This window comes from Sphingomonas corticis, assembly GCF_012035195.1.
In the GTDB taxonomy this organism is placed as follows: Bacteria; Pseudomonadota; Alphaproteobacteria; order Sphingomonadales; family Sphingomonadaceae; genus Sphingomonas; species Sphingomonas corticis.
This window is the reverse complement of sequence record NZ_JAAVJH010000007.1, coordinates 1-21,782: the sequence shown is the minus strand read 5'-3', so window position 1 is coordinate 21,782 and position 21,782 is coordinate 1. Positions and strand designations below refer to the sequence as shown.

Here is a 21,782-nt window from a genome sequence, read left to right as displayed (position 1 = left end):
GGTTCACCTTCCCCGAGACCGGCCTCTCGCCGGCTTCGTTTAACGATAAACATCGCCGGTTGTACGTGTCAATCGCGCTCGCTAAGCGGGGCGGGACGGCGGGCGAACCGCGGGAGAGGGACCATGGCGCGGACCAAACGGGCCACATTGAAGTCGATCGCGTCCGATCTGGGCGTCACGCACACGTCGGTGTCGAACGCCTACAACAATCCGGCGAAGGTGTCGAAGGCACTGCGCGACCGCATCATCGCGCACGCGCGCTCGGTGAACTACGAAGGGCCGAACCCGGCGGCACGGTCGCTGCGCACCGGGCGCTGCGGCGCGATCGGCGTGCTGTTCAACGATCCATTGAGTTATGCTTTCACCGACCCGCACGATATCGCGTTTCTGCGCGGCATCTCTTCCGTCTGCGAGGACGAGGGCGCGAACATCGTCCTGATCCCGTTGCAGAACAAGCGGCCGCAGCAGCGCGACCAGCTCGCCGCGATCGTCGACGGCTTCATCCTCAACGCGCCCTATCGCAGCCACCCGACGATCCGCCAGGCACTGGCGCGGGAATTGCCGACCGTGGTCGTCGACTTCGACGCGCCGGCGCTTTCCAGCGTGCTTACCAACGATCGCGCGTCGATGCAGGCCGTGGTCGCGCATCTGCTCGCGCTCGGTCATCGTCACATCGCGATCGTCACCTTCCCGCGCGAGGAAGGCGCCGGGGACGTCCGCTCGCTGGCGGACGACTTCTCCGACGAGAGCCATGTCGTGCACGAGCGGATCGAGGGGTGTCGCGCCGCGCTCGACGCGGCTGGCATCGCCCGGGCGTCGGTGCCGGTGTGCGAGACGCCGAACAGCGAGGACGGCGGTCGGCGTACCGCCGGGTGGCTGCTGCACCGCCGGCCCGATCTGACCGCGCTGGTCTGCTTCTCCGACCGGCTGGCCCACGGCGCGATCGCGGGGGCGGGTGCGCTGGGCCTCGCGGTGCCGGACGCGCTTTCCGTGACCGGGTTCGACGGAGTCGAGCTGCCGGGCGGCGCGCCCGCCGCGCTGCGGCTCACCACCGTGCGGCAGAACGCATGGGAGAAGGGGCGCCGCGCGGCGGAGATCCTCCTTCGCCCACGCGACGTCGACGCGGGCGCGGTCGTGATCCCGGCCGAGTTCGTCGTCGGCGATACGACCGGACCGGCCAGGGACGCGCGCGGACGATGAGCACGCTGTCCCTCACCGATCTTCGGAAATCCTACGGCGACGCGGAGACGATCCGCGGCATCGACCTGGAGGTGGCGGACGGCGAGTTCGTGGTGCTGGTCGGCTCGTCCGGGTGCGGCAAGTCCACGGTCCTGCGCATGATCGCGGGGCTGGAGGAGGTGACGTCCGGCACGATCCGGATCGGCGACCGCGACGTCACCCGCGTCCCCGCCGCGTCGCGCGGCATCGCCATGGTGTTCCAGTCCTACGCGCTCTACCCCCACATGACGGTGCGCGAGAATCTGAGCTTCGGCCTGAGGAACATGCGCACGCCGCGCGAACAGATCGCGCGTCAGGTCGCCGACGCTGCCGCGATCCTGGAGCTCGACACGCTGCTCGACCGCCTGCCGGCGCAACTGTCGGGCGGGCAGCGCCAGCGGGTCGCGATCGGCCGCGCGATCGTGCGCGATCCGTCGCTGTTCCTGTTCGACGAGCCGCTGTCGAACCTGGACGCCGACCTGCGCGTCCGGATGCGGCAGGAACTCGCCAGCCTGCACAAGCGGTTGGGCGCGACGATGATCTACGTCACGCACGACCAGGTCGAGGCGATGACGCTTGCGGACCGGCTGGTCGTGCTCGATCGCGGGCAGATCGCGCAGGTCGGCACGCCGCTGGAGGTGTACGACCATCCCGCCAACGTCTTCACCGCAGGGTTCATCGGCAGCCCGCGCATCAACCTGCTCGACGCGCGTGTCGTCGCGACGGACGGGGCCGAGGCGCTGGTCGAACTGGCCGGAGGGGCGCGCTTCGCGAAGCCCGCCGGCGGGCTCGCCGCCGGTGACATGCTGACCGTCGGGCTGCGCCCGGAACACTTGCGCCGCGACGCCGCGAGGGGGGCGATCGCGCTGGAGATGACGGTCGAGGCCGTCGAGGCGCTCGGGCATTCGACGTTCCTGTACGGTGCGATCCCGGGGGCGAGCGAGTTCCGCGCGAAGCTGGACGGGCATCACCACGTGGCGGTGGACGGGGTCGTGCCGCTCTTCGCCGATCCGGCGCGCGCATTGCTCTTCGATCGTTCCGGCAAAGCGTTGATTCGGTGAAGGTTGATCGTTAAACGTCACCGCAAGCGCCTGCGCAGAAGACGGGCGGACCGACGGGCAGGGAGAGGATGACATGGCGAAGGGTTGGTCTCGGGTCTGCATGACCGGTCTGGCGACGATATTCGTCGCGGCGGGCGCCGGCGCCGCGGGCGCGCAGGAGCGTCGTGCCGGACCGGAGGACGCGCAGATCAAGGATCAGCCCGCGGACGCCGCCGCGGCGCAAACGGGCACGCCGCTCGACGAGGAGGCAGGCGCCGACATCGTCGTTACCGGCCTGCGAGAGAGCCTTCGCCGCGCCACGGACATCAAGCGGCAGGCGCCCAACATCGTCGATTCCATCGTCGCCGACGATATCGGCAAGCTGCCCGACCAGAACATCGCGGAGGCGATCCAGCGCATCCCCGGCGTCACCATCTCGCGCGACAACGGCGAGGGGCAGTTCATCACGGTGCGCGGGCTGGGGCCGGCGTTCAGCACCGCGCTCTACAACGGCCGCGTCCTCGCGACGGAGAACCAGGGGCGCGAATTCTCGTTCGACATCCTGCCCGCCGAGCTCATCAACCGCGTGGACGTGTCGAAGACGCCGACCGCCGCGCAGTTCGAGGGCGGGATCGCCGCCACGGTCGACATGTACACCGCGCGCCCGTTCGATTTCGGCGAGACGCGCGCCGTGCTCTCCGCGCAGGGCAATTACGACGACCTGCGCGGCAAGGTGTCGCCGCAGCTGTCGGGCCTGTTCAGCACCACCTTCGCCGACGATACGTTCGGCGTCCTGGCCGCCTTCTCCTATCTCGACCGCAAGATCGCGGGCCGGCGGATCTTCACCGACGGCTGGGAAGCCAACCAGAACCTCGACCTGAACGACGACGGCACCAACGAATTCACCGGCGTGTCGCTGCCGACCTACGTCGAATATGGCGTCAACAGCACGTCGCGAAAGCGCCTGTCGGGCCTCGCCACGCTCCAGTGGAAGCCGGCGGACACGCTGCAGCTGACGATCGACGGCCTGTATTCGAAGCTGGACGTCAACGACGACAACAAGGTGTTCTTCGTCTACGGCGGCCCCGGCGACATCACCGCCGCGACGGTGAACGAGAACAACAGCATCACCAGCTACACCGGCATCGCGTCGGGCCCGTTCATCACCAATCAGGTGCGCCCGCGCCTGGCGCAGACCTATCAGGTCGGCGGCAATCTGGAGTGGCGGCCCGCGGAGGGACTGTCCGGCTTCGTCGACGTGTCGTGGTCGCGCGCGACCGACGACACCGGCGGGAACCAGGCGTGGTTCGAATCGAACCTCTCCGGGGTCGGCTACTCGCCCGCCACGGCGCAGTTCAGCCTGAGCGACAACGGCAAGCCGGTCTACAGCAATCTCGGCAACTTCCTCGACACGTCGAACGCGCGGCTCGGCTACATCACCTACGAGGGCGTGAGCGTGGAGGACGAGATCTTCCAGGTGAACACGCAGGCCAAGTACGAGGCGCCGGCCGATTTCCTGCGCGGGATCAGCGTCGGTCTCAACTATTCGGACCGCAAGAAGGGCCGCATCTCGACGAAGACTCCCGACGCCTTGCAGAGCGTGTTCGGCGGCATCCCGGTGCCGCAGGACCTGTTCGGCCGGCCCGCCGACGCCAAGGATTTCCTGGGCATCGGCATGTTCCCCAACGGCTTCCCGGCCTATTCGGCGGGCGATGTCGCCGCGTACCTGCTGACCGATGCCGCGATCAATGCGACGCGCGATCCCAACGCGACGCGCGCGGCGCTGGCGGCGAACGGCGGCACGCTGGACGTCGTGCTGGTGCCCAGCAACAGCGGCACCGCACGGGAGGAGACGATCAGCGCCTTCGCGCAGGCGTCCTTCGGCGGGACGTTCGGGACCCGGAACTGGTCGGGTAACGTCGGCCTGCGCTACACGCGCACCGACGTGACCTCGACCGGCTTCGGTCAGGAAATCCTCAGCATCACGCAGCCGGGGCCGGGCCTCGACCCCGTCGTCAATCTGTCCGCACCGCAGGCGCTGGAGGAGAAGGGGCGCTACGACGAGTGGCTGCCGAGCGCGAACCTGAAGGTCGACGTGGTCGACGACGTGATCTTCCAGGCCGCGGTGGCGCGCACGCTGACCCGCGCGACGCTCAGCGACCTTCTGCTGATCCGCAACATCAACCCGCGCCCGCGCGAGCGCGCGATCACCGACGGCAACCCGGGGCTGCTGCCGCTGATCGGCTGGAACTACGACGCGGCGCTGACCTGGTACATCGACCGGGCAAGCTACATCAGCGTCGCGGCATTCCAGAAGGACCTGAAGAACCTGACGGAATCGGTGACGACCAACATCGAGATCCTGGGCCTCGATTTCCGCCGCACCCGTCCGGAGAACGTCGGCGACGATCGCATCCGCGGGATCGAGATCGGCGGTCAGTACACCTTCACCGGGCTGCCGGCGCCGTTCGACGGACTGGGCGTGCAGGGCAATGCCAGCTTCGTCGGCGACGACGGCAACACGTTCAACGTGGTCGGCTTCTACGAGAAGGGGCCGCTGCAGATGCGGATCGCGTACAACCATCGCGAGGCGTACGAGCAGACGGCGCAGGGCAACCGCGGCCAGCCGGTGAACGTCGCCGCCTATGGCATCGCCGACGCGAGCATCAACTACGCGATCACGCCCAACGTGACGGTGTTCGCGCAAGGGTTGAACATCTTCAACGAGAAGACCTTCACCTACTCGGTCTTTCCGGAGCGGGTGATCACCTACGAGACCTACGGGCCCCGCTACGCTTTGGGGGTCCGCGCCACCTTCTGAGGGGGAGCGCTCGCCCTCGCGCGAGCGTCATCCCTTGGCGGCGATGGCGCCCAGTTCCTCCAGGTCCAGGTCGTGCTCGAGATCGTGGAGCGTCGCGTCGTCGATGCGCCCGTGGCGGTGCAGCCGGACCAGTTCGGCACGGCCCGCCTGCACCGCGGCGATGATGACGTCGAAGTGGCGCGCGATCGCGTCGCGGCGTTCCTCGTCGGTGCCCTCGAACGTCTCGCCGGCGGTGGCGCGCGCGCGGTAGCGGCGCAGCAGCTGCGGGTGGACCAGCTCCCCGCGCTCGTCATGCGCCTCGCGCTCCACCGCGGCGAGTTGCGCGCGGAACATCTCCCGCTCCGCGGCGGAGAGGTCGAGCGGCGGCAGCGCGGCCGGGTCCTCGCGCGGCCGGGCACGGCGGATGATCCAGCCAAGCGACGTCCCTTGCACCAGCACCGTGACGAGGATGACGGCGAAGGCCGTGACCAGCATCAGGTCGCGCGCGGGCATCGCTTCCGGCAACGACAGCGCGACCGCCAGCGTCACCACCCCGCGCATCCCGGCCCAGCTCATCACCAGCGCCGCGCGGCTGCCGAGCGGGCGGGCCGCTGTCCAGCCGGCCCGGCCCAGCAGCGCGACGATCGCATCGGTGCCGAAGATCCACACGAACCGCGCGACGATCACCGCCGCGACGATCAGCAGCACCGGGACCGCCATCGTGCCGACGATGCGCGCGGGGTCGCCGATCCGGTCGAACAGCCCGCGCAGCGACAACCCGATCAGCGTGAACACCGCGGCTTCCAGCAGGAACACCAGCACCTGCCAGAAGGCGAGCGCGCGGATGCGGACACTCGCACTGAACACGACGTGCTGGTACCAGCCGCAGATCAGGCCGGCGGTCACCACCGCGATCACGCCGGAGACGTGGAGCAGCTCGCCCGCGATATAGGCGCTCCAGCAGACGAGTATCGTCGCCGCGATCATCAGCGTGTCGTCGCCCAGCCGGCGCAGCAGCGCCACCCATGTTCCGCCGATCGCCGCGCCGACCGCCACCCCGCCCAGCACCAGCAGCACGAAGGTGCCCGTCGCCGCCCCCAGGCTGAAGGTGCCGGTCAGCACCGCGGCCACGGCGAAGCGGAACAGCACCAGCCCGGCGGCATCGTTCAGCAGGCTCTCGCCCTCCAGCAGCGTCGACAGGCGCCGCGGCAGTCTGACCCGCTGCAACACCGCGCGCGCCGACACCGCGTCGGGCGGCGACAGGATCGCGCCAAGGACGACGCACGCGGCCCAGGGCAGCGAGGGCAGCAGCAGCTTCGTGACCACGGCGACCGCCGCGGTGGTGAAGAAGACCGCGCCGACCGCGAGCGACAGGATGCCGGCCATCTGCCGCCGGAAGGGGGCGATCGCGGTGAACCACGCGCCGTCCATCAGCAGCGGCGGCAGGAACAGGACGAGCACCAGCTCGGGATCGATCGCGATGCCCGGCGCCCCCGGCAAGAACGCGACGGCACCGCCGCCGACGATCAGCGCCGCGGCGGGCGGCAGCGACAGGCGCCGGGCGAGGTAGTGCAGCCCCACGATCACGAGGAACATCGCGATGATCAGCTCGAACCCCGCCGCCGCATGCATGTCGCCGCCCTCCCACCGTGATCGTCGGGAAAAGCCGAAAAGGTCAGCGCGATCAACACGAACGTGCGTGTGCGGGAACGTGCGACCGGCAAGTCAACGCTCACCCCTGTCCCACCCGCGCTGGCGCGCGGCGACACCGGTCAGCGCCCGGTCTTCGCCCGAGGAAAGGGGCGCGTCGATTTGTGTCGACGCCGGAAGAGGAGCCAGCAGGTTTCCCGCGCGGCGCTTCAGACAACCTTGGTCATGGTGGCGACGATGTCGCGGTCGCCGGCTCTCCTCGGCAACCGATACATCCACCCCGCACCCGCGGCTTTGGCAAGCGCCTGTATGCCCAGCGTAAGCAAGACGACCATGGCGGTCACGAACACCGTTCCCGCCGCCGTCACCAGCTTTCCAGCCTGCCCGACGTATGGATGCATGAGCGCCATGAAGATGCAGATGACGGGGATCTGGGCGACATAGATCGCCAGTGTATTCTTCCCCAGATAGTTGAATGCCTGTCCAACGACGTTCGACGTGACGATCCGGCTCGCGATGAGGACGCCGCTCACCCCCAGCACGGACGAGGCAAGCCTCGCGGTGCCATCGAAGATGGGTATCGGAGCGGCACGGGCGATCGCCAGGATCGCGAAGGAGGAAGCCAGGGCTGGCAACACCCACCTTCCCGACAGAACGCCGATCCGGAAGATCAACTGCGGCATCAACGCCGCGGCAACGAAGAACACGAAGTATAGCATCGAGTTGCGGTACGCTATGTTGTCGAACACGAATGTCGCGATGGCGGACCGGTCCAGTGACTGCCAGGTCACCGAGAGGATTGATATGCCTCCCGCGACTGCGACCGCAGTCATCGTCGGAAGGGCGCGCAACACCTTCGTCAGCACGAAGAAAATGGCCAGAGACCAGAGAAACCAGATTCCCGTGATCGGCGCGAAGAACGGGTACGCGAGTTCCGTGATCTGGCCGCCCTCAAGCGGGTTGTCGGGATTGTTCACAACGAAGGTAATCATCGACCAGCGCACGATGGACCAGATCAGGATCAGCCACGCGTAGAGCGCCACCTTCGTTCGGAGAAGGGAGGGCCACGAGCCCGCGATCGCCTTGCCCGCGAACACGCCGGCGACAGCGAAGAACAGCGGCATGCGGATCTGCGACAGATACGAGTTCAGCCGGACGAGGCGATAGACGGGCAGGCCCGAAGCTTCAGATAACTGAACCACATGGAGAAAGGTGACCAGAACGATCGACACACCTTTCGCCGTGTCAACCCAATCGACCCGTTGCTTCGACATATCAGCGCCCCCCGCTGCTCGCCACAATGGCCGGGGGCCGCTAACGCATCCTTGCCGTCTAGCCAATCGGCAGAGCCGGCGAATGTTGGTAAATCGTAAGGAAACGCTTGTTTTGAGAAGCGGCAGCTCCTGGCGATCATCAGGATCCGCTTTGCGTCGTTAATGAATTGACCGAGTTGGATGCTGATGATCCGTTGCTGATTCGGGTCATGGAGGCAGTGACGTCCTCCCTATGTTTTCAATCGGTTTGGGTGAGAAGTCTTCGGCCCGTTGAAACCTGCGGGAAAGGAGCGGGGACATGAAGATGTTGATCTGCCGGGCGGAGCCGGACACGCGGCCGAGGCGCAGTCCCGTAGCCTCGTCGACTCCCTTGGTCGTGGTGTCGTCGTTTTCCGGCCGCTGCAACGGCGGGACGGGACAGCGGACGTCCGGGCGCGAACGCCCGGACGCTCGGCGCCTCAGAAACCGTAGCTCAGGCGGGCGTAGCCGAACCGGCCCGGTACGTCATAGGTAGTCGGGTCGTAGTTGTTCAGGCTGCACGAGAAGCAAGCCGGCGGATCGGTGTCGAACACGTTGTTGATGCCCAGCGTCAGGCCGACGCGCTCGCCGATCCACGTCGGCCGGAACGTCAATTGCACATCGCCGTAGAAGCGGCTCTTGAGCTTGTTGCCGCCCTGCTGCTCGATCACGTCGTCGATGTAGCGCCCGGTGAAGGCGGCCGCGACCGGGCCGATATCCCAGTCCAGGGTCGCCTGCCCCTTGAAGTGGGGATAGGCCTGATCCGGGCTACCGCGCTCGGTGCCGGTGTAGTCGGTGGCGGTGGTGCCGGTGGTGGCCGGCACCTCCTCCTCGTACTTCAGCAGGTAGTTGCCGCTGACCGATAGGCCGAACGTGCCCGCGCCGGTCTCGCGCGAGCGCAGGTTGAACGTCACGTCGACGCCGCGGGTGCGGATGCCGTTGGTGTTCAGCAGCACGCCGTTGATCGATGACACGAAGCCGCTGCCGCTGCGCACCACCGCCGCGCAGGACAGGGCGTCGCCGGTCTGCGCGCAGCGGTTCAGCAGCACGTCCGCCGGGATCGAGGCGATCGCGCCGTCCACCTTGATGTCGTAATAGTTCACTTCCAGGCTGAGCGCGCTGGCGAAGCCCTGTCGTGCCCAGACGGGGCTGTAGACACCGCCGAACAGCCACGTCCGGGCGGTTTCCGGCTGCAGCGCCTGGTTGCCTCCCGTCAGCACCGGCAGCTGGCCGGTCGGCTCGGCATAGCTGCCGTTCGCGGGCACGCCATTGGCGGTGCAGTTCGCGCGCACCGTCGCCGATGCCTGGTAGGGCGAACCGGCGATGTTGCTGCACGGGTCGGCCAGCGGCTGGTCGAACCGCGATTGCGCGCCGAACAGCTCGCCGATCGAGGCGGCGCGATAGCTCTCGGCATATTGGCCGCGCAGCAGGAGGTCGGCCACCGGCTTCCACAGCGCGCCACCGGTCAGCGTCGTGTTGCTGCCGAAGGTCGAGAAGTCGGAATGACGCACGGCGCCGTTCAGCTCGACCAGGTTGAGGAACGGTACGTCCCTGATGAGCGGCAGGCGAAGCTCGCCGTAGAATTCGTCGACGTTGAACCGTCCCCGTGCCGCCTGCGCGGGGATGTCCGCACCCAAACCCGCCTGGATGATCGGATCGGGCGTGAAGCTGCCCTGCTGGTCCCGGTGTTCGTAACCGAGGGCGACGCCCACCGCGCCACCGGGCAGGTCGAACAGCTCGCCGGAAAGGTTGACGGTGTAGTCGTTCAGCCGCTGCTGACTGCGCGAGCGTTCGTCGAAGGCGACGAAGCCCAGCATCTCTGGCGTGATCGAACCGACGCCGCCGAAGAAGTTGAACGGGACGCAAGCGCCCGTGCACTGGCTGACCGGGCCGAGCGCCTGTTGCAGCCGCGCCGCGTTGACGTTGCCGGTGAACAGCTGGTGCGCGTCGTTGGTGGCGAGCACGGCATTGGCGTCGTAATACCAGTTGCGCCCGAACAGGTCGAACTTGCCGTCGATCGTGCCGGTCACCGACCAGGTATCCACGGTCTGGCTGTAGGTCCGCTGCCCGTTCTCGATCAGGCGACGGAAGATCGCGGTGTAGTTCTGCCCCGGGACCAGCGTGACGCCGAACGGATTGAACGGATTGGTGGCGTCGACCGAGATCGTGTCCAGCAGATTGCCGTTTCCGACGTCCGGTCCGATCCCGAGCGGCAGGAACGCGGCCTGGTTCTGCGACTGGCGGTGGTTCCACACCGCCTTCACCCGGACGTTGAACGCGTCGCTGAATTCCGCGCGCGCGTTGGCGAAGCCGCCGTAGCGCTCGTTCGGGGTGAGAAAGTAGTTGAACGGTGCAAAGTTGAAGCGGTCCGCCGCGGTGAAGGCCTTGAAGTCCCCGGTTGCCAGGGTCGGATCGTACACCGGGCGGCGACCGATCACCGGCGCGCGCAACGTGATGTTCTGGCCGTTGACGAGGAACCGGCCCAGCGGCGTGAAGCTGCTGCACGGGCTTGGATTGATGTCGCAGGTCGTCTGGCCCGGATTGGGGAATTGCGAGATCGAGCGGTTGCTGGCGCGGACCGACTCCTGCTTGGTGTAGAAGCCGCCGACGTCGAGATGAACGCCGTCGGAGCCGCCGCCCCAGCTGAGCTGATAATTCTGCGTCGCACCGTCGTCGTACTTCAGATACTGGCCGTATTGCGCCGACGCGCGAAAGCCGTTCTGGCCGGACCGGGTGATGATGTTGACGACGCCACCGATCGCGTCCGACCCGTAGAGCGCCGACGCCGCCGATTGCAGCACCTCGACCCGCTGGATCATCACGTCCGGGATGGAGTTCAGGTCGACGGTGCCCGGAATGCCGCTGGCGCTGGCACCGTTCACGTAGCGCAACCCGTCGACCAGCACGAGCGTCCGCTTCGCGCCGAGATACCGCAGGTCGATCGCCGCCGAGCCCGCGCCCACGCCGCCGCCGTCGGGCGGATTGCCGAGGTTGCCGGAATTGTTGAATTTGGTGTTGAGACCACCCGACGAGGCGGGAATGCGCTGCAACACGTCGGCGATGGAGGAGAGGCCGGTCTTGGCGATCGCCGCTTCGTCCACGGTGACCACCGGGGAGGGATTGTCGAGCGGATCGCGCCGGATGCGCGAGCCGGTGACGACGATGTCCGTCCCGGTCTCCGCCGCGACATCGGCGGGCGCCTGCTCGGGAGCCGCCTGTGCCCCCGCCGAAGACGGTGCCAAAGCAGTCGCGATGCTCATCACGCCGACGCTCGTCACCAGCCACCTACGTGTCATACGATCCCCCGTGGTTCGGATGCTATGCATCGCATTTATGGATCCATGCTGATCGTCAGACCGGAGGGCTGCAAGGCTTTGCGATGTTTCTCAGTCGATTGTCCGGAAGTTTCCGGGTCGGTGTTGCCCGCCGGCCACATGCTCGAAAGAGCGACGATGGCGGACGCTCGCGGCCGCTTGCATCGTTCCGAGCGCGGAACGTTCCATCGGGCGACGGGGCACGACGGGGCACGACGGGAAAGCGGGCATCGCGGCAGCTCTGGTCGGCGACGCGGATGTCGATCGCACGATCGGTGGAATCGAGGCTGCGCCGCACCGCGACGGGCGGGCGGGGTCCGGTAGGCGACGCGACGATCTCAGGCGGGGGAGGAGCGAGGAAGAGCATGCTCCCGCTACACACCGCGCGGCGGGGCGCGGAAATCGGCGCTGCCGCCGGGGACGGCCGTCATCGGTCCAAGCTCGAGAACAAGCCGACCTCTGCCAGCGCGAGCCGGTCGGCAGGGACCGCCAGATCGGCGAAGCTGAGGCGGACGTAACGGGCCTCGCGGGGCGGGGCGATCGGAAAGCGCTGGGCCGAGCGCGCATAGGCGATGTTCGGCAGCACGCCGCCCGCCGCCGGCTGCCAGGTCGCACCGTCGACGCTGGTCTCAGCGACGAAGCCGCGCGGAGGCGACGCCCGGCTCATCACCGCCCGGCTCGGCACGATGCTGAGCCCGCCGAGACGGACGGGCGCGCCGAGCGCGATCACGACGACGGCGGGGGCGCGGGACGACGGGGCGGGGGCGACCCAGCTGGTACCGGGATCGTCGTCGATCAGCTGCTCCGCGCCCGGCGCGCTCGCCGAGACGATGCGCCATCCGGCGGAGGACAGGACGGTAGGATCGCTGGACCGGACTCGTGCCACCGCGCGGGGTGCAACCGAGCGGAACACCGCGATCCGGCTGATGGCGGGGGGCACCGGCGCGTCGAGGATGGTCAGGCGCAGTCGCCTTGCGCTGACCGGTTGTTCCAGCCGCACGATGCGCGACTGGCCGATGCATTCGTGCTCGGCGATCCGACGCCACGCATCGCCGTCCTCCTGCACGTCGAGCGCGAAGCGGGAGACGCGGACGCCGAGCGGAAGATACTCCTCCAGACGGATCAGGTCGAACGGCCGGCCCGGCGGCAGGTCGAGGATCAGCTCGGGCGTGCTCACCCCGTCGTCGGTCGACCAGTAGCTGCGCCAGTCGCCGTCGAGCACCTTGGCGGCGGCGAAGGCGGGTCCGCGCTCGTGGCTGGCGTGCGCGATCGCGCCTTGCGCGAGGTCGGTCGCGAAGCTCGCGCGGAGAGCGTGGCCGAACGACGCCAGCACCTCGACGTCGTGGGGATGGACCCGACCGCGCCGGTCGGGCGGAATGTTGAGGTGCATGTTGGTGCCGCGCCCGACGCTCTCGTCGAAGAAGCGCATCAGCCGCTGCGGGCTCTTCACCCGGCCGTCCTCGTCGGCGTGGTAGAACCAGCCGGGACGGATCGAGGTGTTGGTCTCCGCCGGCCACCACAGAGCGCCGCCGCGGACGCCCGAATTGCCGTTCTTCTCCGTATAGGGTGCGTCGGGCATGGTCGGCCAGCAGGGATCGCCCGCCACCCCGTGCATCACCGCCGCTGAGCGGCATGAGCGGCGACAGGATCGTCAGGCGGGCCAGCAGTCCAGCGATGCGATCGAGTGCGTGGGTCCAGATCGGTCCGTGATGGCAACGGGACTTCAGGATGCTGCAACCCGGACCGACGAGAGCCGCCTGCCCGACCGGCGCGACCGGATCGGGCAAGCGGCACAGGCCAATCAGAAGCGGAAGCCGACCGTCGCCCGCATCGAATGCCAGCGGAACTTGTCGTCGCTGCGGATGAAGTCGGTGCCGGCGGCGTTTCCGCCGTTGGCGGCATTGGTGAAGGGCGTGCCCGCCGGCCCGGCGGCGCGCACGACGTAATCGTCGTCGCGATATTGGTGGTACAGGTACTCGAGTCCGATGGAGAAGCGCCCGATCCGCTGTTCCACGCCGCCGCCGCCCTGGATGCCGAACTGGTTGCGCTTGCCGCTGCCGGTGAAGGTGTTGGTGGTGTTGGTCGATCCGAAGGCCCGGTCGATCCGGGCGTAACCGGGACCGAAGGTGCCGTAGAACAGCGTCGTGTCGTTGGGCGTGAAGCCGGCTCGCGCGCGGATGCCCGCTTCCCAGTCGATCCCGCGATTGAACACGTAGCTCGCCGGGGTGCTGGAGAAGGCGGTGACGGCGTCGGTGATGTTCGTCGTGCCGAACTCGCCGACGACGCCGACGACGATCCGTCCGCGCTGCGCGTCGAGGCCGACCCGCCCGTAATAGGCCCAGTCGTCCTTGTCGTTCGCGCACGACCCGCCCGCGCCGGGGCTGAGCTGATTGCGTGCCGCGCCGTTGCAGAAGCCCGGCGAGAAGGCGTCCGCGCCCGATCCGGTACGCACGACATCGCCGTACCGGCCGTCGAGGTTGCGGTCGAACAGCACGCCGGAGCCGGTGTCGTTGGGCTGCACGTCGTAGCCGCCCGCGGCGCCGACATAGAGTCCGTTGAACCCCGCATCCTCCTGCGCGGCGGCGGGAAACGTGGTGAGGGCGATGGCGACGCCCGCGGCCAGAGCGATGATCTTCATGCGATATTCCCTTCTGACGAGACGGCGGCGGGCGCGTCGAACGCACCCGCCGGCGAGAGGCAAGGTCGGCTGGCGGTCGTCGGCATCGTCACGGCAAACCCACCCGCAGCGTGGGGTTGGGATTGTTGGTCCCGTTGGGGAAGAAGCCGCCGCCGTTCAGGTTGGCGCCGGTCGCATTCAGGTACACGATGTTGTGCACCTGCCGGCTGTTGCGGCTGTAGGCGATCGCGTCGCCGTCCGCCGGCACGATGTTCGCGGCGCCGCCCGCCGCGGTCAGGCCCTGGTCGGAATCGCCGTTCTGATCGAGCGCGTCGCGGGCATCGGAGATGCGGCCACTGGCGGTGATGAGCGACGCGGTCGTCAAGCCCTTGGCGTACAGGACGGTGCGCACGAGCCCCGCGTGATATGCCTCCGCCGCGAGGATCCCCGCCGCCGCCTCAAGAAAGACCTTGCTGCTCAGCAGCGGGGCGGCGCCCTTGTACGCGGTGACGCCGACGTCCTCGAAGATGTACGCGCCGAGCAGGAAGTTCTCCGGCGACGAATAGGGATTGAAGGTCTCGTTCGCGCCGATCACTCCGGCCGCCCGGGCCGCCGCGGTGAACGCACCGTTGGCATCGCCCGAGATGTTGATGTTGGGCATCGCCACCGCCGCGGAGCCGAGCGCGGTGCGCAGGAACGCGACGTGCGCCGCCTCGTCCGCCGCGATCTCGCGGGCGTAGGCGCCGACCAGCGGGTCACGCGTGAAGTCGACCCGTGCCCCGCCCGTCACGGTGCCCCCGGCGGCTCCGCTGCCGCTGGCGATCTGCGACGCGGGCAGCCCGGTGCCGTTCACGGCGAAGAGGTAGAATTGCGCTTCGAGATACTCGAGGTTGAGCGCCAGGTTGAGGATGTCGCTGTCGGTCACGGCCGCCGGCGTGGGTGTCGGCGTGGGGGTGGGCATGGGCGCGTCGTCGCCTTCGGAATCGAAGCAGCCCGACAGCAGGCTGGCGCCGCCGAGCGCGAGCGTGCCGCCGCCCGCCACCTTCAGGAACTGTCGTCGGGCGCTGCGCCGCGCGTCCGCGGCAGCGAGGATATCGAGAGCTTGGCGATGGTCGATCATGGGAACCGTCCTGAATTTGAAAAAGCCGCTGGGCGTGAGGAACCGGACCGGCCCGATCACGTCGTGGAGCGGATGTTTCCGTTGACGCCGTTCGGGAAGAACCCGCCCATCGTGGTGGTGCCCGCGTTCAGGTAGACGATGTTGAGCACCTGTCCCGTGGTGCGGCTGTACGCGAGGCCGTTGACGTTGAGCGGCGCGATGTTCGACGTCAGCGTGTTGCCGCTGCCCGACGGCGCGATCCCCTGGTCAGCCTCGGGCCCGATACCGCGGATGCGGTCTTCGGCCGGACTTCCATCCAGCGTATCACGCGCGTTGGAGATCAGCTCGGTCGCATCGACCAGCGCCTGCACGCCCTTGGCGTACAGTGTCGTGCGAACGATGGCGGCGTGGTACGCCTCCACGGCGAGAATGCCTGCCGCCGCTTCCAGGAAGGTCTTGTTGCTGAGCAGCGGCGCGGCGCCTTTGTAGGCGGTGACGCCGACGTCCTCGAAGATGAAGGCGCCGAGCAGGAAATCATTGGGCGAGGCATAGGGATTGAACGTCCCCGTCGGCCCGACCACCCCGGCGGCTCGCGCGGCGGCGGTGAACGGTCCGTCCGACGCGCCGGAAATGTTGATGTTCGGCATGGCCACTGCCGCCGAGCCGAGATTGGTGCGCAGGAAGGCGACATGTGCCGCCTCGTCCGCGGCGATCTCCCGCGCATAGGCGCCGACGATGGGATCGCCGGAGAAATCGACGCGGGCACCGCCGGTCACTGTCCCGCCTGCTGCGCCGCCGCCGCTGGCGGTCTGCGACGCGGCCAGGCCGGTGCCGTTCACGGCGTAAAGGTAGAATTGCGCCTCCAGATACTCGAGGTTGAGCGCGAAGTTGAGGACGTCGGCGTCCGTCACCGCCGACTGCGCCAGCGCGGGATCGCTGTAGGCGAAGGCCGATCCGACCGCCGCCGCGCCGAGCGCCGCGGTGAACAGCGCCCTGCGATTGTGTCGTCGCTCGACCCGCGCGTCAAACGCGTCGATGACCAGATCCTGCTGCGTCGTCACTCGGCACCTCCCAATGGCCCGCGAGGGATCGGAACGGTTTCATTCATGCGGGCGTATTCAGCTACGAGTGCCGACGCGGCAGGGATGCACGCAGACCGGGAAAAATTCCAAAGGGACGAGGATTGGCCGAAGAATCGCCACAGGCCGCAGATGAAGACGCATCGACGCGCCGGCAGAGGCTGGCCGCCGCGCTCGTCGCCACCGGGCTGGCGGACAAGTCCGCCTTCGCGCGCGTGTACCGCATGAGCTCGGCGAAGCTCTACGGCGTGTGTCTTCGTATCTGCGGCGAGCGACAGGCGGCGGAGGATGTGCTGCAGGAAGTGTATCTGATCGTGTGGCGGCGCGCGTCGAGCTTCGATCCGCTGCGGTCCAGCCCGATCACCTGGCTCGCCACCATCGCGCGAAACCGGGCGATCGACTGGCGGCGCGCGCACGATCGTCCACCCCCCGCTGCGGTCGGAGATGACGCCGCGTTCGATGGCGATCGTCCGGACCCCGCGCCGGCCGCCGACGACGCGATGATCGTGGACGAGGAGGCGGACCGGCTGCGCCGCTGCCTGACGCTGCTCGGCGAGCGGCCCCGGCGCGCGATCAGCACCGCATTCCTGGACGGACTTACCTACAGCGAGGTCGCGCAGCGCGAGGGCGTGCCGCTCGCGACGATGAAGAGCACCGTGCGACGCGCGCTTCTCGAGCTGCGAAAGTGCATGCGACATGACGCCTGACGATCAGATCGAGGCGGCCGAACTGGCGCTGGGGCTGCTCGAAGGCGGCGATCGCGCGGCGGCCCTGGAGCGGATGCTGGCCGACAGCGATTTCGCCATGGAAGTCGCCTGGTGGCGGGAGAAGCTGGCTGCGCTGATCGCAGGGTATGACGCGGTCGTGCCGCCGGCGGACGTGCTCGCCAGGATCGAGCTTGCCGACCATCGCCCGGCCGGCACGCCCGTCGCGAAGGTGCGCCCCCGCTGGCCGTGGTTCGCCGGCGGCACCGCGGCGGGGGCGATCGCGGCGACCCTGGTCGCGCTGGTGGCCTTTCCCGCTCCGCAGGTCGCCCCCCCGGTCGCGCCGCCGCCCGCCCGCCCGCTGGTGGCGGTTCTGGTTCCCGCCGAGGGGGCCGACCAGCCGCCCATCGCCGCACTCGTCGATCGTCGCAGCGGGTCCGTCCGGCTGACGGCCACGATCGTCGTCCCTGCCGATCGCGTGGCGGAACTGTGGCGTATCGGCAGCGACAAGGTACCGCGTCCGCTCGGGCTGCTGGCCCCGGGGGCGCTCACCCCTGCGCTGCTGAAGAACGCTCGCCTCCCCGGTCGGGACGAGGTGCTGGCGATCTCCATCGAACCGCAAGGTGGCTCACCCACCGGCAAGCCGACGGGCGCGGTGATCGCGACGGGCGCGGTCGTCGACATGACGTAGCTCCGCGCACGACCGGATCGGCTCGATCCCGCGCGAATGTTGGTTCGCCTGTTCGCGCCTTCTTGTGCGTCACCGCCGCTTCGTGATGCTTTCCTCTCCTCCACCAAGATGGTCTGACCTTCGCGCGCTGAAGGGACAGCGGCGTTTTCCCGAAGCGTCGTGGAAGCTGCATTCGACAACCCACGCGCGGAACGTCATACTGGCCGGCAGCTTCGCGCCGCCCGCCGGCGGTACCGCTTCCACACGTACATCGGGAGGCCTTGTGGCCGACGCGCTCCTTCATGGTACCGTGCACGAGGCTTCCGAAGATCTCGAAGCCGCCTTGCGATCGAACGGCGACGTGCTGGCGCTGTGGCAAGGCCTGACGTCGCTTGGTCGCAACGAATTCATCTGCTGGATCGAGGACGCCAAGTTGGCCGCAACCCGCCAGCGGCGGATCGCGCGAACTGGCGAGGAACTGCTCCAAGGCAAGAAGCGGCCGTGCTGCTGGGCGGGGTGCATCCACCGATCCGACAAGGCGCCGAGCCGATGGCAGCAGGCTGTCCTCATCGACGGTAAAGCGAGGACCTCGTCCGCAGGATGACGACGCCGTTCACGTCATGGTGCGATCAGATCAGCCCTCACGGAGATTCGGGAAGATGATCACGGTTTGGGGTGGACAGACCTCGCGTTCGATCAGAGCCGCGTGGGTGCTGGAGGAAATGGGCATCCCCTACCGCCTGCGGCACGTGGACATGCTGGCCGCGCGAAGAGAACCGGAGTGGCTCGCCGTCAACCCCGGCGACTTCCTGCCCGCAATCCAGGACGGGGACGTCACCATGGTCGAGTCCATTGCGATCATGGAATATCTGATGGGTCGTTACGGGCCGACGCCGATGCAGCCCTCGACCGATGATCCAGCCTTCGCGACCTACCAGCAATTTCTCCACCTGGGCGAGGCGGGGCTGGCGACCTTGATGATGGTTCCGTTGGTGAGCGGCTTCATCGCGCCAGAGGCAGAACGCGACAATTGGGGCGCACGTTGGGCGCGCGAATGCGTGGAACGGCGGCTGCTGCTCGTTCGACGGCAGCTCGCTCGCGCTCCCTACATGGCAGGGGAAAGGTTCACAGCCGCCGACATTTCGGTATCCTACGCGCTCAACCTGGGCGCGAACCATGCTGGGTTCGTCATCGGCGACGCCGAAGCCGACTATCTATCCCGCACCACGAGCCGCGACGCCTACAAGCGCGCCTTCGACCGCTCGCATGAACACCCCGCAGTCTAGATCGACAACCGATCAGGGGATGCGCGCTGTATCCGAAACCATGCATCCGTCGAATTCGCGCGCTTGTGCGAGTGGCTCGATCCACGGCCCATTCCCGGCATCGCGCGCCTAAGGCAGCGTTGGATTTCGTCGGTTTTCCGCCAAATCCCGCCACTTGGGGCGGGGCTGGTGACCCCTACGGGAATCGAACCCGTGTTTCAGCCGTGGAGGCAATTTTTGGTGTAAAATCAACGGTCCGTACCCTTCGACCGGGCAAAACTGGCGGAAGCGATATCAATGGGTTGCCACGCTGGGGGTACAGCTAGGCTCCCTGTTCGAGCGGGATCGCCCCTGAAACGGGGTAGGCCGCGTTTGTGGGTGTATCCTTCGAGCTTATCCGCACTATATAGGGGCCTCCTGGGGGTAGGAGTGTTATGGCTGATACGGTGGAGATGAGCGTCCGCAGAACGGTTGAGGATCGCGCTGACACGCAGCCCGACGGCACCGTGCCGGTGGTTGTTGAACGCGATCCGGCCTTGGACATAGCGACTGTCGACATGTCCATCATTGGCTTCCTCGGTCGTGACTTTACCGTCTCCTGCTTCGCTGCCGTGCCGCGGTTTACGGCTATGTACATGAGCAACGCTGGGAACGTTATCGGGCCAGAACGCGTCGATCATCAGACCGCATACCGCGAGACCATTTCCTTGCGGATTGCTCCAGCCGCAGCCAGTCAGCTAGCGGTGGGCTTGGTTCAGGCAATCAAGGATGCGGCACCTGATGCATATGCAGATCTGCATAGGCATCTTATGACGATCCTCGAAAACTCTAGCCAAGAGACACTAAATTGAACCTCTCGCCATTGCCTCGCTACGACACGGGTGCTGTGCGCACTAACGGTCGCGCTACAATCTTCCGAGAAACCGCAACCTTGGGATCGTTCGGGTCCTACGTTGCGGCACTAGCGGTCGGCGCGATGACGACGAGCACTCCAGCTAACGCGTCTTCGTCCAAAAGCTACTCTGTTGCCAGCATCAAGGACGACCTTGGACAGCAGCTCATGCAAGAGGTGGAGGCCCGGTGCGCCGAGCTTGAGGAACTAGCGGAAGACGAGGATCTTCCGTTTAACGCCGCTTCGATGGCGATCCTACGAGGATTTGTAAGAACGAGCGCTACGATCATGCCTGCCGTAGTTCTAACGGATGGTGGTCATCTGCGTGCTATTTGGCGGTCGGGCGATAACGAGCAAGCTGCACTTATTTTCCGATCGGTCGGGGAGATCCAGTTCGTCTTCTTTGCCGAAGCCAATGGTGTGGTGTCGCGTGCCAGTGGCGTTGCTCCGTTGTCGAAGATCGCGGGATTGCTGGTGTCGCACGGTGTGAGCAAGCTAGTTCGAGGCTGATTGTATTGTGGGTGAAGCAGTCGACACGAGCTGCGATATCGTGCGGTACGCTAGTGGAGGTCATGTCCAAGGGGGCGTGGTCTCGGGAGGTGCGTTCAAGCCGCGGCCTGCTGATGACGGCGCTCTTTCGGTCAATCGTTGTGGTGTTTTCTCAAACGATCCAGACGATGACCTTGCGACGATAAGGGATGTTGTCGGTAGATGGATGACTACTCGCGCCACGGGTAGGTTGCTTCAGATTGTCGCAGATTCGATCGGAGCGGTGCTTGCTGATACAGCGGCCAAGTTCTGGCTAGAAGAAGATCCCCGGAGCGGCGAGGGCTTGCCCGATGATCCCTCGCACGCGCTCGTGCATGGTATCCCGACGGACGAGAGCGACGGATCGATAGCGATCAGAGATATGATCGCGATGAAGGTTACTGCCGTGCACGCCGGCAAAAACGATGTTCCGGCTTAGCGGCCAGCGAGCGCGACAATCTGGCCGCTCGTCATACGGTCGGCCGCGCCGCGAGCGACCATCAGGGCGCGAGCGCGCTTGCCATAGTGACGGACCATCTCCGGCGACATGCCAAGGATCTCCCCCACCTCGCTGTCGTTCAAGCCGCGCTCCAGCAGGTAGCAGCAGGCGTTCTTCCGCAGCCCGTGGAATGTGAACCGCGCGCCCTCCGCGATGACCTCGCGGGCGACAAGGTCCGCGGAGACCTGCTGGACGGCTTCGTGGTCCATCAGCGCACGGAGGCGCTCCTGCAGAGCGCCGGTCGTCTTGAACGGTGCGCCGCTGCGCTCGTAGAGCAGCGTGACGGAACGCCGCGGCAGCTTGGCCAGCTCCTCGGTCCAGAATGGGTGCATCGGCACGGCGACGTGCTTTACGATCCCGCCGCGGCGTCGCTTCTCCTGGTCCAATTCCATGATGCCGCCGGAGATCCAGCCGTACTGCATCCGGACGAGATCGCCGATGCGCTGTCCGGAGCAGAGCGCGCTGACGATCGCCAGCCGGGTCATAGGCGTGGCCACCTCCAAGCAGACGCGCAGAAGGTCGGCCGGCCATGGCTCATGCTCGCCAGTCCGCAGGATCGGCACGTTGTCGCAGGGATTGTCGTCGCGCACGCCCAGGCGGACCGCATGACGCATCAGCGACCCGAAGACGCTTAACCAGACGTTGGCCTTGCCCGGCGTGTCCAGCAGGCGGTCGCGCAGCTTGTAGACATGGACCGGCCGCACGCCCGAGGTGCTGCGGTGACCGTCCTTCTCGGCGATCAGATCAAGGTAGCGAGCCTGGTTCTCGCGGGTTCGGCTGCTCTTCGCCTTCCACTCCGCGCTGGCGCGATAGCTCGCGACCAGCCAGCCGAGTGTCCCGTGCGCGGGGCCGGGCTTCACGATCTCAGGGGCGGAGAGCCGTGCGTACTCGGCCGCGAAATCCGGATCGTCGATCGCGGGCAGGCGGTGATAGGAATCCTTCCCCGCGACCTTGCGGCGGAAGTAGAGCCGTCCGCCGATCTCCTTCACTGTCAATCGGCGTCCAAAAAGGACCCCCTATCGGCGTGCAAAAGGGACCCCCTTCGTCAAGCAGCGTGACGGGTATGGGGGTCGCACCGTTCGCGCTGGTTGCGGCGTAGGGCGGGCGTAGCCCGA

The 21,782-nt window shown here is 67.3% G+C and carries 18 protein-coding genes; 10 read left to right on the top strand and 8 right to left on the bottom strand.

The genetic code is table 11. The annotated features are described in order from the left end of the window. The first annotated feature begins 123 nt into the window (after positions 1–123). The 3 genes from HBH26_RS12545 to HBH26_RS12535 all read left to right on the top strand — a co-directional run bounded on the left by HBH26_RS12545 (position 124) and on the right by HBH26_RS12535 (position 5,079). Positions 124–1,200 carry a LacI family DNA-binding transcriptional regulator gene (locus tag HBH26_RS12545; protein WP_168134975.1) on the top strand — a complete coding sequence of 359 codons (1,077 nt, stop codon included), beginning with the start codon at positions 124–126 and terminating at the stop codon, positions 1,198–1,200. Then, the gene (locus HBH26_RS12540) at positions 1,197–2,279 is read left to right on the top strand and encodes an ABC transporter ATP-binding protein (RefSeq protein WP_168134974.1); all 1,083 of its coding nucleotides are present in this window, start codon (positions 1,197–1,199) and stop codon (positions 2,277–2,279) included. Before HBH26_RS12545 ends, HBH26_RS12540 begins: the two co-directional genes overlap by 4 nt. Before the next feature lie 73 nt (positions 2,280–2,352). Then, positions 2,353–5,079, top strand: coding sequence for a TonB-dependent receptor (locus tag HBH26_RS12535; protein WP_168134973.1), 2,727 nt, complete (start codon positions 2,353–2,355; stop codon positions 5,077–5,079). A 27-nt stretch (positions 5,080–5,106) separates the two neighbouring features. Here HBH26_RS12535 and HBH26_RS12530 read toward each other — a convergent pair whose 3' ends face one another. The 7 genes from HBH26_RS12530 to HBH26_RS12500 all read right to left on the bottom strand — a co-directional run bounded on the left by HBH26_RS12530 (position 5,107) and on the right by HBH26_RS12500 (position 16,091). Beyond that, positions 5,107–6,690, bottom strand: a complete 1,584-nt coding sequence (locus HBH26_RS12530; RefSeq protein WP_168134972.1) for a Na+/H+ antiporter — start codon at positions 6,688–6,690, stop codon at positions 5,107–5,109. A 227-nt stretch (positions 6,691–6,917) separates the two neighbouring features. Beyond that, a complete protein-coding gene (locus HBH26_RS12525; RefSeq protein WP_239024770.1) occupies positions 6,918–7,982 on the bottom strand; it encodes an acyltransferase family protein in 1,065 nt (354 codons plus the stop codon). A gap of 458 nt (positions 7,983–8,440) precedes the next feature. After that, positions 8,441–11,296, bottom strand: coding sequence for a TonB-dependent receptor domain-containing protein (locus HBH26_RS12520; protein WP_168134970.1), 2,856 nt, complete (start codon positions 11,294–11,296; stop codon positions 8,441–8,443). A gap of 445 nt (positions 11,297–11,741) precedes the next feature. Next, positions 11,742–12,893 carry a discoidin domain-containing protein gene (locus HBH26_RS12515; RefSeq protein ID WP_239024769.1) on the bottom strand — a complete coding sequence of 384 codons (1,152 nt, stop codon included), beginning with the start codon at positions 12,891–12,893 and terminating at the stop codon, positions 11,742–11,744. 222 nt (positions 12,894–13,115) lie between these two features. Further along, positions 13,116–13,952 (bottom strand): outer membrane protein, encoded by an 837-nt coding sequence (locus tag HBH26_RS12510; RefSeq protein ID WP_168134968.1) that lies wholly within the window; start codon positions 13,950–13,952, stop codon positions 13,116–13,118. A gap of 88 nt (positions 13,953–14,040) precedes the next feature. Continuing rightward, on the bottom strand, positions 14,041–15,051 hold the full coding sequence (locus HBH26_RS12505; protein WP_168134967.1) for a ferritin-like domain-containing protein: 1,011 nt from the start codon (positions 15,049–15,051) through the stop codon (positions 14,041–14,043). Between the two features lie 56 nt (positions 15,052–15,107). Next, positions 15,108–16,091 carry a ferritin-like domain-containing protein gene (locus tag HBH26_RS12500; protein WP_168134966.1) on the bottom strand — a complete coding sequence of 328 codons (984 nt, stop codon included), beginning with the start codon at positions 16,089–16,091 and terminating at the stop codon, positions 15,108–15,110. Between the two features lie 122 nt (positions 16,092–16,213). Between HBH26_RS12500 and HBH26_RS12495 the strand changes: the two genes are divergently transcribed. The 7 genes from HBH26_RS12495 to HBH26_RS12465 all read left to right on the top strand — a co-directional run bounded on the left by HBH26_RS12495 (position 16,214) and on the right by HBH26_RS12465 (position 20,607). Then, the gene (locus HBH26_RS12495) at positions 16,214–16,816 is read left to right on the top strand and encodes a sigma-70 family RNA polymerase sigma factor (RefSeq protein ID WP_168134965.1); all 603 of its coding nucleotides are present in this window, start codon (positions 16,214–16,216) and stop codon (positions 16,814–16,816) included. Continuing rightward, positions 16,806–17,504: an anti-sigma factor gene (locus tag HBH26_RS12490; RefSeq protein ID WP_168134964.1), complete on the top strand. Its 699-nt coding sequence runs from the start codon at positions 16,806–16,808 to the stop codon at positions 17,502–17,504. Before HBH26_RS12495 ends, HBH26_RS12490 begins: the two co-directional genes overlap by 11 nt. 262 nt (positions 17,505–17,766) lie before the next feature. After that, positions 17,767–18,087 (top strand): YdeI/OmpD-associated family protein, encoded by a 321-nt coding sequence (locus tag HBH26_RS20750; protein WP_168134963.1) that lies wholly within the window; start codon positions 17,767–17,769, stop codon positions 18,085–18,087. Between the two features lie 55 nt (positions 18,088–18,142). Further along, positions 18,143–18,769 (top strand): glutathione S-transferase family protein, encoded by a 627-nt coding sequence (locus HBH26_RS12480; protein ID WP_168134962.1) that lies wholly within the window; start codon positions 18,143–18,145, stop codon positions 18,767–18,769. 413 nt (positions 18,770–19,182) lie between these two features. After that, positions 19,183–19,599 carry a hypothetical protein gene (locus HBH26_RS12475; protein ID WP_168134961.1) on the top strand — a complete coding sequence of 139 codons (417 nt, stop codon included), beginning with the start codon at positions 19,183–19,185 and terminating at the stop codon, positions 19,597–19,599. Between the two features lie 125 nt (positions 19,600–19,724). Then, the gene (locus HBH26_RS12470; RefSeq protein WP_168134960.1) at positions 19,725–20,150 is read left to right on the top strand and encodes a hypothetical protein; all 426 of its coding nucleotides are present in this window, start codon (positions 19,725–19,727) and stop codon (positions 20,148–20,150) included. A gap of 76 nt (positions 20,151–20,226) precedes the next feature. Then, positions 20,227–20,607 carry a hypothetical protein gene (locus HBH26_RS12465; RefSeq protein ID WP_168134959.1) on the top strand — a complete coding sequence of 127 codons (381 nt, stop codon included), beginning with the start codon at positions 20,227–20,229 and terminating at the stop codon, positions 20,605–20,607. Here HBH26_RS12465 and HBH26_RS21195 read toward each other — a convergent pair. Next, positions 20,604–21,656, bottom strand: coding sequence for a tyrosine-type recombinase/integrase (locus HBH26_RS21195; protein ID WP_338057352.1), 1,053 nt, complete (start codon positions 21,654–21,656; stop codon positions 20,604–20,606). The genes HBH26_RS12465 and HBH26_RS21195 overlap by 4 nt on opposite strands. Positions 21,657–21,782 lie beyond the last annotated feature (126 nt).